The organism is Shewanella halotolerans (genome assembly GCF_019457535.1).
Lineage (GTDB): Bacteria > Pseudomonadota > Gammaproteobacteria > Enterobacterales > Shewanellaceae > Shewanella > Shewanella halotolerans.
Window position 1 is genome coordinate 2,714,614 of record NZ_CP080417.1, and the last position, 15,804, is coordinate 2,730,417.

A 15,804-nucleotide genomic window follows, 5' to 3' on the forward strand; every position below is an offset into this window, starting at 1 on the left:
CAAACGAGGATCGACTTATGCCATCTATTCATTCGACAGTGATAGTCTGCCTATCTTTGCTGTTTTTTACTGCTGCCTGTCAGCAAAAAAATGACGACAAGTTAGAAAAGGAACTCGCCTACCTGAAACAGGAGATGGGCCAATTAAAACAGCAAGTGGCCATCATGGGCAGCCAGGTGAAAGAGATACACACCATTGCCATGAAGAGTCAGGAGCCGCAACACAGAAGCCTACCAACGCAAATAAATCCGGGCGAAGATGGTAAGCTACCCGCCTTAGGCGAGGCGACGGCGCAGGTCGCCATCATAGAGTTTTCCGATTATCAATGTCCCTACTGCAAACGATACATGGACAACACCTTCATCAAGATCAAGAGCGACTATATCGACACCGGCAAGGTGAGATATATCGCCAGAGACTTCCCCTTAGGTTTTCACCCTAAGGCTAAAGGCGCTGCCATAGCCGCCAACTGTAGCCTGCAACAGGACGCTTATTGGCCCATGCGTGATGCCCTGTTTAAAAACATGAGACAGCTTGGGGACAAACTCTACCAAGATACCGCCACCCAACTCTCGCTAGACATGACAAAATTCACCGCCTGCCTGGAAGATCAAACCATCATGAGTAAGATAGAGCAGGATATTGGCTATGGCTCATCGATAGGTGTTCGTGGCACGCCAAGTTTCCTCATAGGTAAACTGGAAAACAATCGACTCATCGAGCCCAAGCTAGTGGTTGGTGCACAAAGCTATGACACTTTCAAAGCGGTGATTGACGCCTTAGAAAAACCGACCCAAACCAATTAACGGAACTAACTCGACTAACTTAACCCTTCATTATGCTAACTAACTCAAATCTGGCGCCGCAAAGCACTTTATAAAGGCACTTATCTAGTATCACTTGGCGGCGCTTTACCTTCCTCACCCCACACCATTTTTCACCGCCACCATAAGTTTGACCAATCATTAAAATCTCATCTTTAGCAAGCGTCATGTCCACTTCTCGTTTGGACAACGCATAGTGTTACACATATGTAACACCCCACCTTGTTCGACCGCCAGAAAATCAGAATAACCAACTACTTATCAACACCTTAACTTTCTGGCCCAATGCTTGCTCTTATTAGGCCATCGATTTGGACGCTGCACAATGAGGCACCGTTTTATTCGCCATCAATGCAGCCACTAAAAGCGGCATACGCCGAAATAGTAGTAATAACCGAGCAACAACGAATAGGCACTTTGTCGAAATTGAGCCCAATTTCACCGACATAAAGTGATGAACTAACAAGACGTTTTATCCATATTAACTTGATTATAAAGGTCAATATTATGAAACGATTTAAATGCAACCGGCTTGTCAGGGCGTTGGGCATCGTCCTCATAAGCGGCGCCAGCCTCTATGGCGCTACCATCACGACCGCAAACGCCTCCTTCTTCCCACAAAAGATGGATCAGGCCTGTATGGCTGAACAAGCGGGCTTTAACCTAAACTGTACCGCTAATGACGTTCGCGTCAGTAAAGTGGACAACATTCGAGATCCAAATGACCCTAATGCCAAAGTCGAATGTAATCTGGGCGACGAAGTCACCTTCATCGCCGATGTAACCATTACCACCACGGCAAACGAACGTTACGACTACTCTGTCTACCTGCCCGAAGGTAACTGGAGCGCTCAAGATGCTAACCCCAACAATGAATGTTCAATCTTACTCGGTCGAACAGATGGTCCAGGGGTGGATCTGGAAGAAGGCCTAGACGCCTGTGCCGATATCAGTAAGGCAGCAGGTTACAATCCAACCCACGTATATGCCGATGAAGAGATCACTCTCTTCTGTCGTGACGATGATAATTCCGGCAAGGCAGAGTTTAACTACTGTATGGCCTGGCATAACAAGACAGGCGAAGACTGTAGCGAAGATGATCCTGCAGCGCCCAGTACCCCATCTAAGTGTCGTTGTGACTCATTCGACATAGATGTATTTATTAAACCTAATGCACCAACCATTACTAAAGAGCTTATAGGAACCGACACCCACACCGAACCGGGTGGCGCCTATACCTTTAAACTCAGCTTCGATAACCCTAACGCCTATACTTCACTCTTTATTACCGATCTATACGATAAAGTCGACGAAGGCGCCGATGGTAGTTATGAAACCATGCTGGATCTTTGGAATGGTGTCGGTGCAGCTGGCGCAACAGATGGTGTATACCTCACCGCCAGCAACTGTAGTCAACCTGCCAACGGCGGCGAGATAGTACCTAGCGGCTCCTACAGCTGTCAGTTCACTGTCACTATCGTCGACAGAGATCTGCCTGACGACCAGAGTCCTGAACTGTATAACGACATCATCAAGCTAGCGTTGATAGATAAGAACGACGATCCCGTTGTGGATGGTGGCAGCTGCGCAGCCATAGGCGGCGTCGATGGCGATCACTGTTCTAACGTGCTTCAGGTGAACGTGACTAACCTACCACCTAGCATCACAGTCGATAAATCTGCAGTTCCTGATCAAGTCCCTGAATCAGGCGCTTGGGTAACCTACACAGTTAGAGTCGACAATACTGCTGCAGACTATGACTCACCGCTAACCCTGACCTATCTGAACGACGACAAGTTTGGCGATCTTAATGGTCAAGGTACTTGTGCGACCGGTGGAACCATTGCCTTCGGTGGCTACTATGAATGTAGTTTCGATAAATTCATCAGTGGCACAGGCGCAGGTTCTCATACCAACACCGCAACCGCCAAAGCGGTCGACGATGAAAATACTGAAGCCATGAATGCCGATTCGGCCACCGTGATCATCAATGATATTCCATCTATGATCACTCTGGAAAAAACTGCTAATCCAACCTCTGTGCTGGAAACCGGTGATAATCCAGATATCTACCGCGACGTCGACTTTACCTTCTGGTTCAGCGTTGACGATAAGGTAGGCGGTCAAAATACCGTTGACTCAGTGACCTTTGCCACACTAACAGATGACATATTTGGTGTTCTGACAGGTGACTGTATGGTCGATATGAAGAACGGAGCCCCAATTGCAGATACACCACTAGCTGGATTCATGCTTCTACCTGGTGAAAACGCCAGCTGTACTATCACGCTGCAAATTCAAGGCTACCGCACCGATGTCCACACCAACGTAGCCACCATAGATGGTACCGACGAAGATGGCCAAGCTGTGTCTGATTCCGATGATGCCACAGTGACCTTTACACCAGCCGCTCCTGCTGTGGATATGGACTTTGCTGCAACCATGTTAGTCGTCCTAGGCATGCATAATGCTGACGTGAACAACGCCAATCTGACTAAGCTTACTATAGGCATATTAGATGTCTTCGCCGAACCAGATACGGCAGGCTTCAAGATCATCAACGGAGGTGGTATGTACAATGGTACCTCATACGGTGCTTGTGGCTTTAATCACCTCTTCGGCTACACAGGTTCAGGCACTGAGGACTATGAATGTGCCTTTACAATAGAACTCAAACCAGGACTTGAAAATACAGATCCTATCGCCTTCTTAGAAGACGTAGTGGTTGAACTGACAAATAGCCAGAATGACAAGTCTACCGCCGATGTCAGCATCCAGGTAGGTGCAATTGAGTAATAGCGTGAGAGATACTTAACAGGTATTACCTCCGCACAACTAAAAAAGCCAAGGGCGATGCCCTTGGCTTTCTATTATTGGTATAGCTTACTTCTTACCATTACCTTTGCCGCCAGTACCGCCACCGGTATTGCCACCAGTGCTGTCGCTGCTCTGACCTATGGTCACTGTCGCCGTCGCCGTTAGCTCACCGTCGCTAATGGTATAGCTAAAGCTATCGCTACCCTTGAAACGCTTACCCGGTGTATATTTCACGCTACCATCGGCCAGCAAGGTTACGCTACCTTTGCTACCTTGAGTCACGCTAACCACAGTTAAGGTATCACCTTCAGGGTCACTGTCATTGCTCAGCACAGCGATGATGACTGATGAACCGCTAGATACCGATGCACTGTCGTTTACCGCAACCGGTGCTGTATTCGCTTGCTGAGCCACCTTGTACTGTGCCTGTGCGCTTGCTTGATATCGATTGTCGCTCTTGTCTGCCGCGCTAAAGCCCAGACCATAGGCACCTGCTGTCGCAGACTGCGCAGAGCTAACACTCACCACTACACTCGTACTTTGACCACTTGCTAGGCTAACGGTCGCCCCGTTGGCGTTCCAGCCCTGAGGTACGGTTGCGCTGATCGCAAACACGGCATCGGCACAGCTGTCAGCATTCTGGTTTGTCACTGTCACTGTATAGGGTACCAGGCTACCCGCATCATATTCACCTGCGCCACCACTCACGCTAACACCTGGTTGAGCCAGAGTGCATTGCTTGGCAGGATCAAGAACCGTATAGCTGGCATTCGCACTGCTTTGTAGTCCCGCATTCTGACCATTGCTAGCAATCAGATTGAAATCAAATTGTCCGTCGGCTGCGCTTAGGCTAGAAGTCACTGTTAGGCTGACGTTCTGGCTTTGACCAGGAGCAAGATTCACCTTAGTTGCAGTTGCCGACCAACCCGCAGGCACATTGGCTGCCAGATTAAAGTCGCTCGCATCGCAACTATCGCTGTCTAGGTTAGTCACTGTGCCTTGGTAAACCACGCCTGTACCAGGTGCAACCTCACCGCTGCTGTTGTTGGTCAGTACGAACTGAGGCGCTGCTAACACACACTGTGCAACTGGAGCCTGAACAACATAGCTAACCAGTCCGGTAGCTACTAAATTGCTATCTTGTGCATTTTGCGCAGTGACATCTAGGTCATAGAAACCGTCGTTGGCATCGACGCTCGAAACGACACTAAAGCTCACATTAGCTGTGGCGCCGGGAGCCAGGCTTAGACTTGCACTGCTAGCACTCCAATTAGCGGGTACCTGAACGTTAACACTAAACTGAGAATCACCGCACTCTAAGCTATCCTTGTTGGTTACAGTTGCGCTGTAAGTAACGGCTGTACCAGGTGCAACCCAATCACTGTTTTGAGAAAGCGCAAGTGTAGGATTAGCCTGTACACATGTGCCACCTGAATAGGCCACGGTAACGTCAACACCAGCATTATCTACCGACTCTGTGGTAATAGTTACACCAGCAGTGTCATCGCTATAGCTATAACCTGCCTGAAGCGCCGCATCATCCAGGTCATAGAGTGAACTCTTTGGTGTCATATCCAGTAGCTGGCTGCTTTCGATATCTTGTGCACTGCTATTTAGGTGTACCAATACGCCTTCAGTAACCGCTTTACCAGCCATAAAGCTGTCAAAACCTTGTGCTTGACGATACTCTAGGTAATACCATAATGGCTCACCAGTCAGGCTATCGGTACCACGACGTACCTTTAATCCCTTAGCACCACCTTGTGAATCACCCACTAACGGCTCAAGACGATAAGTACCATCGGCATCGGCTGTTGCGATTTCACCACGAGACTCACTCAGCCAACCTAAACGCGCCTTATTGAAGAGGTTAAAGTGCCCCTCAGACTTACCCATGATATCCAGAGTGTCGCCATAAGTGATCTCGACACAAGTATCGCTGAGATAACCGCTACCACAGTTAAGCTCTTTAGCGTGCTTGAGTCCCAGGTTATGACCCAGTTCGTGACCGATAGTCATCAAATTTAGCTCGCCGTTAATCCAGGCACGCGAAGGTGAACCACCCACTGTACCCTGGCCACGCCAGCCACAGCTGCTGTTTTGAGGCATCATATAGACTAGACGCTGATACTGGCTGACGTCGATACCGCTGTCGCGGGCCGCCTGCTGCGCGTAGCTGTCCATGCCGAAATAGTCGCAAGTGCTGTTGATTGGCAGCGTTACATAACCTTTTACATCGCCACTTAACCAAGTTTGACCGTATGAAGCCTCGCGATAGAAATCATTGACTTTGCCAAATACCATCTGCTGTACTTCGGCCAGTGTCCAAGGCTGTTGGGGATTGTCTTGGAAATTAACCAGCAGTACTAAGGTGCGTTGTTCACCTGTGGTATCGGTAAGAGAAAGCGCAGCGCCGGTGCCCGAAGAAGAAACTGTGTTGCCATCGGTTAGGGCAAGCACTTCCAGATCGCCAATTAAGGCATCGCCTGCCTCATCGCCGCCAAATAGCCAGCCTTCTGCACGAACCTTTGCACCGGGTTGTAATTGATTAGCCTGTGCCTTTGAACTGCCCGAAGCCAAGAAAAATTTAACCAGACCAGTTTCGGTACGCACCATGTACTGCAGACGATTTTCACCTGCGTCATCAAAATCTTCATAGACCATTTCCAGCTCACCGCTGATCGCCTTTTTTTGGGCTAGTTTGGCTTGAATCTCGGCGGGCAAGCCACGACGCTTTGCCATAGGCAATACAGAAGAAACGACGCTGAAAGGATCGAGTGCGATGAGCGATTGCTGTTTTACTTGTCTAGCCGCCACCAGCGCTTCAAGTTGCTGATAAAGCGCCGTGTTAGAGGCATGAGATGCACCATTAGACTTGGTGGCATCCAGGTATTGCGCGGTAACTGCTGAAAGTTGCAGCGTCTGAGTTTCAAGTTCAGCCTTGTGAGTGAGACGAGCCTGTTGCTTGGCATCACGTTTAGCCTGTGCCGCCGCAGAGGTTTGTTCACCATGAGTGCCGGCATCTGCAGGCATGATAGCCGACACCGACAACAGGCCTGCGCCCAATAGGCCCAAACCAAAGGTTTTCAGGAAAGTAGAATCGGTACGCGCAGCTGCGCAATGAACTGAACTCATAACTTGGACCTCTCAAAGTCAACATCACTTCGAAAGCTCCAAGTACAAGTACTAGGCTCTATCAACGCTCATTCGGTAACCCAGCCACCCTTTTGCTATGCAATTAGGGCCTGTGGCTTTGCGTACATTAATTACTTAATGCTTGCCGTTTCGAGAGTGCTTTCGAACTAAACCTCTAAGCTGCTACAGCCCAGAGAACACGGGCATTCTAGCAATTAATTTAAGCGAAGCCCAACCAAAAATTGATCATTTTTTAACCAATATTTAAAACCCTATGGAAATCAATACACAATGAGTGGATAAAATTTACCAAAACAGCGGTTGCTGGCGTAAAACTCGATGTCAGATCCGTAAAACAGTCAAATAAACTACCATCAAGGAAACCAATAGATAGAAATGCCGCGATGTAACATATGCAGCCATCAAGTGAAAGCGATAGCGTCGAAATGGCACAGAAATGACTGTATGAGATATGGCAAATAGGAGATAAATGGAAGATTAGAGGGTTTGTTTAAAGTGGCGCAGTAGCCAATAGACGGGGCGCAGATCTTTACCGCCGATAGATCTAAGCGGTGCGATTAGATAGTTTAGCCATTGCCATTTAGCCATCTCTTGCTTGGACGCCTGCCAGAGTGATTCTCCCCCCGCGGCGCGATAGGCTGCAATGACGGGCTCGGCGATCTCAGGATGGGGCCCTATGTAACGATACAGGCTGTGGATATAGACGAGGAGATCTCTGATCTGCTGCCTATGCATGTCACTGTCTTGCTGATTCGCCTCAAAATCGATAAAGGCAACATCTCCCTCTTCCCAGCAGATATCCCTAAGCGCAGGTCTGCCATGAGCCAAGCCTTTAAGATGCAGATGCGCTAACCCAGTGGCACTATCTTGCAATATCTTAAGCTTCTCGGCCTCTGAGATATCGGCATTTAACCAGCCATTGACGGGCATGCCCACGTCGGCCACCACCAGAAAACCATCGCCACTGGCAACCAGCTCGGGCACAGGTGCACCTCGCTTGGCGAGTTGAGTGAGGGTTGAGATCTCGAGTTGCAACGCCGCTTGGGGCTGCGACTTTAGCCAACGCATGGCGCCGGTAAGGCGTTCTGACTGTTTAAGCCAATACTTGCGGCCTTGATGCTCGAAACTGACTATTCGTTCGCCCTGATTTTCGACAAGCAGTTTATCAATCACATGTTGAAGGCTAGAAACAGTCACACAAGGTACTCCGGTAAAAGTGAAAAGGGATTATGTGTGCAAGCTAAGACAAATGCAATCTTCGAGGACCTGAGCGGGGAAACTATGAGCGACAGCAACTTGGCTTGAAGATAAAAAAGTGAAGATAAACCAGAAGACGTGCCGATCGGCACGTCTCTAGCTTGCCGCGCGATAAGCTACGACTAAAGCGAAGCGCGACAATTAATAGAAAAAAAACGAGCTACGCTTCTTCGTTCCAAGGGGTCGCCTTGTTTTCAAGCAGTACAGGGATCCCTTCGTTAATGGCATAGGCCAAACGGTCGGCCTTACAGATAAGCTGCTGATTAGCTTTGTCATATTCAAGCTTACCCTTACACACAGGGCAGGCAACTATCTCTAAAAGTTTCTTATCAAACGCCATGTTAATTTCCTTGTTGTACGTTTTCGCGCCGCTTTAGCAGCGTTAACAATTGCTGTTCAAATTCTGGTGCTATCTTGGCATCTACCGGCAAATACCACCAGTTAGACTTTGCAAATTCGCGACATTTAACCGCATCTTTCTCTGTCATTAGCACGCCCCGACCCGCCGCAACCGTCTCTATGGCTTCGAGGCTATAGGCTTGATGATCGTCAAAAGCATGTTGACCAATTGGATGAACCCCAATCTCGCTAAGGGTATCGAAGAATCGCTGCGGATTACCTATCCCGGCGATAGCCACACTCTCATGACTCTTGTCCACATTAGCTGTAACGACCTCGCCATCAGCCACGCTGCGCCAGTTGCCAGGCGCCAACGCCATCTCATACTCTTCAGGACCGCCACACTCGCCATTGACTAAGGTAAAGTCGACGCAGCCTTGACGCCAGCGCCCTTCTCTCAACGGTCCGGCAGGTAACAGCAGACCATTGCCGAAACGACGTTTGCCGTCGAGCACTAAGATCTCGATGTCCCGTTCGAGTCGATAATGTTGCAAGCCATCGTCGCTGATGATCACATCCACCGCCTGCCAATCCAGCAAGGCATTAGCCGCCGCCACGCGATCGCTACCTATCACCATAGGCACCTGGGTGCGGGCCACTATCATTGCCGGTTCATCGCCTACTTCATTGGCTGGCATGCCAGCGATAACCCGCTTACAGCCGGAAAACTCGACGCCATAGCCGCGGCTGATCACCCCAGGGCGATAGCCATTACGGCGAAGCAGTTCGATGAGATAGATAACCGTGGGGGTCTTGCCGCTGCCACCGACCGTGATGTTACCCACCACAATCACAGGCACATTGAGCCGCGCGCTTGACTTAAGCCCCAAACGAAACAGCTGTCGCCTGAGACTTGTCAGCAGATAAAACAAGCCACTTAGAGGCAGAAGCAACAGTACAAGCAGCCAGTGAACACCGGCCTGCCTGTCATACCAAAGACGATTAACCAACGCCTGCATTGTGCTTAGCTACCAAACTGCATCTGGTACAGGTTGTAATAGATCCCCTGCTTGGCAAGTAGCTCGCTATGGGTGCCGCGCTCGACCACCTTACCCTGATCCACCACCAAGATCTGATTGGCATTTTCGACGGTCGACAGACGGTGAGCGATCACGATCGAAGTGCGATTCTGTCTCAGGTTATCCAGACCCGTCTGAATAGCCTTCTCCGACTCGGTATCCAGCGCCGAGGTTGCCTCATCGAGGATCAAGATAGGCGCATCGCGCAGTATCGCCCTGGCAATGGCGATACGCTGGCGTTGACCACCCGAGAGCATGACGCCGTTTTCGCCGACCTGGGTATAGATCCCCTCGGGCATCTTGCTGATAAACTCCCAGGCATTAGCGAGCTTAGCCGCATCGATGATCTGCTCCTCGGTGACCTCGCCCGGATAGGCATAGGCGATGTTCGCTGCTATGGTATCGTTGATCAGCGTGACCTGCTGTGACACCAATGCCACCTGACGGCGTAGCGCCGCCAGCTTATAATCTCTCAGGCTGACATCATCCAAGCGAATATCACCGCTGTCGAGATCCGAATAGAAGCGGGTGATCAGGCTGGCAATGGTCGACTTACCCGAGCCACTGCGTCCCACCAGGGCCAGGGTTTCACCCGGATTAACCTGAAAATCCACCTCTTTTAACGCCAAGCCTTCCTGATTGTTGTAGCGGAAGTTGACCTTATCGAAGCTTAGGCGGCCCTCGACTCTTTTGGTCTCGAAGGTGCCGTCATCCACCTCGGCCGGGGTATCTAACACGGCAAAAATGGTGCTACAGGCGGCGATACCACGCTGAAACTCGGCGTTGACGCGGGTCAGACTCTTGATAGGCTGCAACATGGCGAGCATGGCCGCCAAGATAGTGGCGAAGGTACCTGCGGTAAGGTCGGCGCGCATACTCTCAAGGCTCGACGCATAAAGCACAAAGGCCAGCGCCAGTGAGCCGATGACCATCACCAAGGGCTGACTGATCGCCTGAGCCAGAGCCAGTTTCATGGTGCGCGAGCGGTTATCGTCGTTCACCTTAGCGAAACGTTGTGACTCAGCCTGTTGACCACCGAAGACCAACACGTTTTTATGGCCCTTGATCATCTGCTCGGTAACTGAGGTCACGCCGCCCATGGCGGTCTGGATCTGTTTAGAGACCTTGCGGAATTTACGGCTAACCACGGCAATTACCAAGCCGATAAGGGGCCCGACAATCAGAATACAGAGCGAGAGTTTCCAGGAGTTATAGAACATCACCCCCAGCATGCCGATCACTGTGATACCGTCACGCACTATGGTGATCAGCGCACTGCCAGATGCCCTGGCGATCTGCTCGGTATCAAAGGTAACCCGGGAGATCAAGTTGCCACTGCTTTCGGCGTCGATATAGCTCACCGGCAGTCTCAGGTAATGCTCAAACACCTGCTGACGCATATCCATGATCATGCGCGCGCTGATGTATGAGATCCCATAGGTGGAGAGAAAGTTAGCCAGGCCCCTCAGGGTAAACAGGCCAATCACCACGAAAGGCGCGGTCTTGAGCACGTCGCTGTCGGAGTTAAAGCCGCCGCCCATGCCAAGGTCGACCCCTTCAACCAAGCCAGGCGTGGTCGGCACATTGCTGGCAAAACCTTGATCAATAAAAGGTTTAATTGAATAAATAAAGGTTGCGTCCACCAAGCCGTAAAGCACTAGGCCGAACACAGACAAAAATAACACCCCTTTGAGCGGGACAAGATAAGTGAGCAGTCTGAGAAAAACGCTGCCAACTTCACTTTTCGAAGAATTTGTCATTCAGGATTCTATCGTAGGTGCAAAAAAGCGTATTCTACTCTGGATTGCCAAACTCACCAAATTCAAAGCGTTGATTGTACCAAAATGGCGCCAGATCCCGGCGATAGCCCAGTACGGTAATGCCCTGCTCATCCAGTTTTAAACTCAGCTGACCGTTATCCCCCGTGCTGTATTGAAGCACCTTTTGATCGCGTTGGTCGCGAAAACGTCTCACCACCTCAGCCTTGGGAAAGCCATAGCGATTATTGAATCCGGCGGCATAGAGCACGATATCGGGCGCGCTTGCCCGAATAAAGGCCCCGCTCGATGAGGTATTACTGCCGTGATGGGCCGCGATTAGCACTGTGCTGTCAACCTCGGCGCTCTGGGTCAGGAGTGACTGCTCACCCTCACTCTCGATATCTCCGGGGATGAGTACACTTCGCCCACCGTCACTTATCCGCACAACACAGGAACCGTTATTACCTTGCTGCGGCTCACGCGGGCCCAAGAGTTCAAGGCTTAACCCCTGCCAGTTGAGGCTTTTAGGACGGCAGTCGATAGCGCCAGGATAGCTGAGATCTGTCACCAGCTTCACCCTTGGGTAGTGCCTTAACAGATAATCGGCGCCGCCGGCATGATCGTTGTCCCCATGGCTGAGCACCAGATAGTCCAGCTCACCTATGCCGCGGTAGTACAAGAAGGGCACTATTGCCCTCTGTGCATAACTAAAATGCTCACCGAAGGCCGCGCCTGTGTCGTAGATCAATGCCCGCCCCTGTTTCTCAACCACCAGGCTGAGTCCCTGCCCGACATCAAGCAGGTGCACCTGCCAGCTTTTAGGGTCCGTCAATCTCTGTGGTAAAAACCAGAGACACAGGGGCATGAACAACACAGGGATCATCCAGCGCCAGGTGCCTGAGGCGAGTCGCCAAAGGATAAGCCCAAGCAGGCCAAACATTAAGGCTGAGACCAGCTGCATCGAGGCTGGCAGCCAGTGAAGCGGTAGCTCCCCCAGCCAATCGAACGAAAGAGTCATGGGTGAAATGGCAAGATCCAACAGATAAAGCGGCAGGCTAACGGGCACGCCGAGATAAGTGCCGATTATCCAGGTTATCAGCGCCATGAAACTTAGGGGGATCACCACCAGACTAAACCAAGGCACGAAGATAAGGTTAAATATCAACGCGTAGGGCGCAAAGCCGCCAAACAATAGCCCTTGCAGCAAGCCAAGCGATAGACTCAGGCGCCACTGGATCTGCCACATCTGCTTAAGACGCCATTTCAGCCGTTGCCAGCTTGATAAGCGCTCGTCAGGCGCAGGCCATGATTGCGTAAACCAGAGAATGATGGCGAGCGCACCAAAAGAGAGCCAAAGCCCGGCGCCGAGGATACTTAAAGGGTCCAACAGCAGTACGATGAAAAGTGCCCATAACAGCCGCTCGAAGGGCGATGCGTAACGGCGGATTAGACCAAGCAGGATCACCATCACCAACATGATCAGCGCCCGCTGGGTCGGCAGTCCTAGTCCGGCGAGAAAGGCATAAAAACCACAGCAAACCAGCGCCACCAGAGCGATGGCCTGACGATTACCGAGTCCCAGACGAGGAGTGAGCCGCCCTAACAGATAGCCACCCAGCCCCATCACCCAGAACGCTAGCACAGACAGATGCAGCCCTGAGATGGTTACCAGGTGTCCTGTGCCACTTTGCCTCAGCCCCTGCCAATGTGCATCGCTTATCTGCTGTTTATCGCCCAGCATGAGCGCCAGCATCAAATCGCCATTAGCCAGTGAGGCCAGATCCCGGCGCAACTTTGTCAGTAGTTTCGCCCGCATGCCCTGTGGTGGTGACAGGCGCTTGGCCGCAATGACTCTGCCCTTGCCTATGATGTGCTTCGAGAGCAGATAGGCCTGCTGATTAAATCCTCCTTGGTTAAGCACACTGGTGATGGGCTTTGGGGCAAGCGTGAATTGCCACACTTCACCTATGGCGACTTTTTGTTCGCTTTGCCAACGTAAGCGTAAATATTTGTCAGGAAAATGAAAAGGATGGTCCGTTAATATACGAATATCGGCATTTATCCAGTCGCCGTTTCGATAAACTAGTGATATGATTTCGCCCCTTACTGATGGCAGCTCGCTCGATTTATCAGGCGTAAAAACCAAAAGTTGGTGGCAAAATAGACTCATCCAAGCTATAGCCAGAAGGCTACCGGCCAATAATTTCGACCATTTCAGCATGACGACGGCAATAACCAAGACGGCCCATGCAAGGGGAAAGGTTGGCAAGGTAGGCCAAAGCAGCGCGGAGATGAGCGTGGCACAAAAGCCAAACATGAATCGATTCATAATGAATAATTTAAGACTGCAACACTAAGCTATGCCAAAAAAATTCATTCAACGATATATGCCCAAGCCTGAGACGCTGCAGAATCATAAGCACCTGCAGATGTTCGGTAAGCTGCTCCACAAGCCTAACCTTTGGGCCCTGAATCGACGCTCCGCTCCCCTCGCCTTTGCGGTCGGCCTGTTTGTCGCCTGGATCCCCATGCCATTTCAAATGGTATTAGCTGCAGCGCTGGCAATCCTGTTCAACTGTAACTTGCCTGTCGCCGTCGCCTTGGTATGGGTCACCAACCCTGTCACCATGCCCTTTATGTTCTATGCCGCCTACCTCTTTGGCGCCAAACTACTCAACCACCCTCCCCAAGAATTTGCCTTCGAAGCCAGCTGGCAATGGATCGAGGCCTCACTCTTCACTATAGGCCCGCCGTTTTTGCTCGGCTGTCTGGTGTTTGGGATCATCTTTTCCGCCGTGGGTTACTTTGTCGTCCACAACCTGTGGAAATACTCTATCCTGTTCAAGTGGAAGAATCGCACTAAGTAGCGAACTACTCTGCCCATCGCCTGCAGCCTGCCGCCTTTGATCTGATCATAAGCCCCCACAGGCTCTTACTATCGAGTATTGAGCTAAGTCTGGCATTGAAACTTAGCCAGGCTGTCACGGCGATAAGCTTTTGTTAACCAAATCATCGCGCTATTTTCGCCGATCACACCACGCATTGCGCCTACTGCAGCATGAGCTGCTGCAATTGCCACTTCGCATCTAAGAGAAACTTAAGATAGAATAAACAAGTTGATCACAAAGTTGACGCTTTGTATCTACAGAAAAGACATGCCTTGGATGAAGTCGCTCGTTAGAATAATCACAAAAAATGCAGGAAGGCCATGCACTTAAATTCAAATAGAAAACATGTTGCGATCTTCGCACTGCTCTCCTGCTTGTTTCTGCTCGCCTCAGTGATCACCATCAGTGCGCTAACAAAATACTTTGTCGACAATGAGATCCAGCAAGAAGAGGAAAACCTGCGCAAAAATCTGGCGCTGATCCGCTTTAACTTCGAGGCCACCATCTACAAAGACACCTATCTGGCCGATAGCCTGGCCACAGTGGTGACCATAGATCCCGAATTTGCCATGAAAAACTGGCATGTGATCGCCGCTAAATTACTCGACAAGGCGCAATACGTGCGCAATGTCGCCATCGCGCCGAACAACATTATCTCGCTAGTCTATCCCCTAGAGGGCAACGAAGCGGCCGTTGGCTTCGATTTTCGCACCCAGCCAAACCAGCTAAAGACAGTGTTACTGGCCAAGGAGCAGCAGTCGGTGTATATCGCCGGCCCGGTAAATCTAGTGCAAGGCGGATTGGGACTCATCGCACGCTACCCTATCTTCGCCGACTACCCCAAAAACACCCAATACTGGGGCGGGGTGAGCGTAGTGATGAACTATAACCTGTTACTCCATGACACAGGGATCACCCAGTTTCAGGGCGGCGATATCGCCATCAAGAAACAGATCACCGCCAACGAACCCGAACAGGTTTTCTACGGTGATGCCAGCATCTTCGACAATGCTGATGTGATCTACCCCATCAAGTTACCCAGCGCCACCTGGAATATGGCAGCAAGGTTTCATATCGAGAATCTCGAACGCATCGGCCAGCTGCGCCTGGGCATAGGCGGTATAGGTACGATTGCGGCCTTTACCTTATATATGCTGATGCTACTCCTGTTTCGCAACTATCAGCACACCCACAGGGCGGCGCTGCACGATGAATTGACCCACCTACCTAATCGGCGCTTCATCATCAACGAACTCGACCGTCTGATGAACAAACCAAATCAGCCCCCTTTTACCCTGCTCAACATAGATCTCAACGACTTTAAAGGGGTTAACGACGAGCTGGGGCATGAGGCGGGCGATGAGTTGCTAAAATATATCGCCAATCGTCTTGTGACAGTGGTTGGTATTAAGGGCTCCGTCGCCCGATTTGGCGGCGATGAGTTTCTGATCTTGCTCTATGAGCTTACCGACATGCAGGAAATCGAGGAGATCATGGCGCATATCACCCAGGCGATAGAATCCCAGCCCTTTAGCTGGCAGTCACAACAACTGACGCCCTCACTCAGCATAGGCTATGCGACCTATGAGGGTCAGAATGCCGACATCAAAGAGTTGCTCTCAGATGCCGACAAGCGGATGTATCAACAAAAACGCGCCTACCGGGAAAGTCGCTAAAGACTCAT

At 50.8% G+C, this 15,804-nt stretch carries 10 protein-coding genes and 1 riboswitch; of the genes, 4 read left to right on the plus strand and 6 right to left on the minus strand.

The window, feature by feature from the left end; translation table 11 throughout:
- Positions 1–17 precede the first annotated feature (17 nt).
- The gene (locus K0H81_RS11625; RefSeq protein WP_220058431.1) at positions 18–806 is read left to right on the plus strand and encodes a DsbA family protein; all 789 of its coding nucleotides are present in this window, start codon (positions 18–20) and stop codon (positions 804–806) included.
- A gap of 525 nt (positions 807–1,331) precedes the next feature.
- The gene (locus tag K0H81_RS11630; RefSeq protein WP_220058432.1) at positions 1,332–3,620 is read left to right on the plus strand and encodes a hypothetical protein; all 2,289 of its coding nucleotides are present in this window, start codon (positions 1,332–1,334) and stop codon (positions 3,618–3,620) included.
- Positions 3,621–3,707: 87 nt separating this feature from the next.
- Here K0H81_RS11630 and K0H81_RS11635 read toward each other — a convergent pair whose 3' ends face one another.
- From K0H81_RS11635 to K0H81_RS11660, 6 genes are all read right to left on the minus strand, one after another.
- Positions 3,708–6,776, minus strand: coding sequence for an Ig-like domain-containing protein (locus K0H81_RS11635; protein WP_220058433.1), 3,069 nt, complete (start codon positions 6,774–6,776; stop codon positions 3,708–3,710).
- A 71-nt stretch (positions 6,777–6,847) separates the two neighbouring features.
- A riboswitch (cyclic di-GMP riboswitch) is annotated at positions 6,848–6,933 on the minus strand.
- A gap of 341 nt (positions 6,934–7,274) precedes the next feature.
- Positions 7,275–7,994, minus strand: a complete 720-nt coding sequence (locus K0H81_RS11640; RefSeq protein ID WP_220058434.1) for a BUD32 family EKC/KEOPS complex subunit — start codon at positions 7,992–7,994, stop codon at positions 7,275–7,277.
- A gap of 220 nt (positions 7,995–8,214) precedes the next feature.
- Positions 8,215–8,394 carry a Trm112 family protein gene (locus K0H81_RS11645; protein ID WP_011865439.1) on the minus strand — a complete coding sequence of 60 codons (180 nt, stop codon included), beginning with the start codon at positions 8,392–8,394 and terminating at the stop codon, positions 8,215–8,217.
- 1 nt (position 8,395) lies between these two features.
- On the minus strand, positions 8,396–9,412 hold the full coding sequence (gene lpxK, locus K0H81_RS11650) for a tetraacyldisaccharide 4'-kinase (protein ID WP_220058435.1): 1,017 nt from the start codon (positions 9,410–9,412) through the stop codon (positions 8,396–8,398).
- Between the two features lie 5 nt (positions 9,413–9,417).
- Positions 9,418–11,232 (minus strand): lipid A export permease/ATP-binding protein MsbA, encoded by a 1,815-nt coding sequence (gene msbA / locus K0H81_RS11655; protein ID WP_220058436.1) that lies wholly within the window; start codon positions 11,230–11,232, stop codon positions 9,418–9,420.
- Between the two features lie 34 nt (positions 11,233–11,266).
- Positions 11,267–13,561: a DNA internalization-related competence protein ComEC/Rec2 gene (locus K0H81_RS11660; RefSeq protein ID WP_220058437.1), complete on the minus strand. Its 2,295-nt coding sequence runs from the start codon at positions 13,559–13,561 to the stop codon at positions 11,267–11,269.
- 31 nt (positions 13,562–13,592) lie between these two features.
- Between K0H81_RS11660 and K0H81_RS11665 the strand changes: the two genes are divergently transcribed.
- Complete coding sequence (locus K0H81_RS11665; protein WP_011865435.1) at positions 13,593–14,099, plus strand: DUF2062 domain-containing protein; 507 nt, start codon at positions 13,593–13,595, stop codon at positions 14,097–14,099.
- Between the two features lie 341 nt (positions 14,100–14,440).
- Entirely contained in the window at positions 14,441–15,796 is a 1,356-nt protein-coding gene (locus K0H81_RS11670) for a diguanylate cyclase domain-containing protein (protein ID WP_220058438.1), read from the plus strand.
- The last annotated feature ends 8 nt before the right edge of the window (positions 15,797–15,804 follow it).

Coding starts and splice junctions, on each gene's coding strand:
- K0H81_RS11660 (WP_220058437.1), bottom strand. CDS start 13,561: ATGAATCGATTCATGTTTGGCTTTTGTGCCACGCTCATCTCCGCGCTG.
- lpxK (WP_220058435.1), bottom strand. CDS start 9,412: ATGCAGGCGTTGGTTAATCGTCTTTGGTATGACAGGCAGGCCGGTGTT.
- K0H81_RS11670 (WP_220058438.1), top strand. CDS start 14,441: ATGCACTTAAATTCAAATAGAAAACATGTTGCGATCTTCGCACTGCTC.
- K0H81_RS11630 (WP_220058432.1), top strand. CDS start 1,332: ATGAAACGATTTAAATGCAACCGGCTTGTCAGGGCGTTGGGCATCGTC.
- msbA (WP_220058436.1), bottom strand. CDS start 11,232: ATGACAAATTCTTCGAAAAGTGAAGTTGGCAGCGTTTTTCTCAGACTG.
- K0H81_RS11635 (WP_220058433.1), bottom strand. CDS start 6,776: ATGAGTTCAGTTCATTGCGCAGCTGCGCGTACCGATTCTACTTTCCTG.
- K0H81_RS11625 (WP_220058431.1), top strand. CDS start 18: ATGCCATCTATTCATTCGACAGTGATAGTCTGCCTATCTTTGCTGTTT.
- K0H81_RS11665 (WP_011865435.1), top strand. CDS start 13,593: ATGCCAAAAAAATTCATTCAACGATATATGCCCAAGCCTGAGACGCTG.
- K0H81_RS11645 (WP_011865439.1), bottom strand. CDS start 8,394: ATGGCGTTTGATAAGAAACTTTTAGAGATAGTTGCCTGCCCTGTGTGT.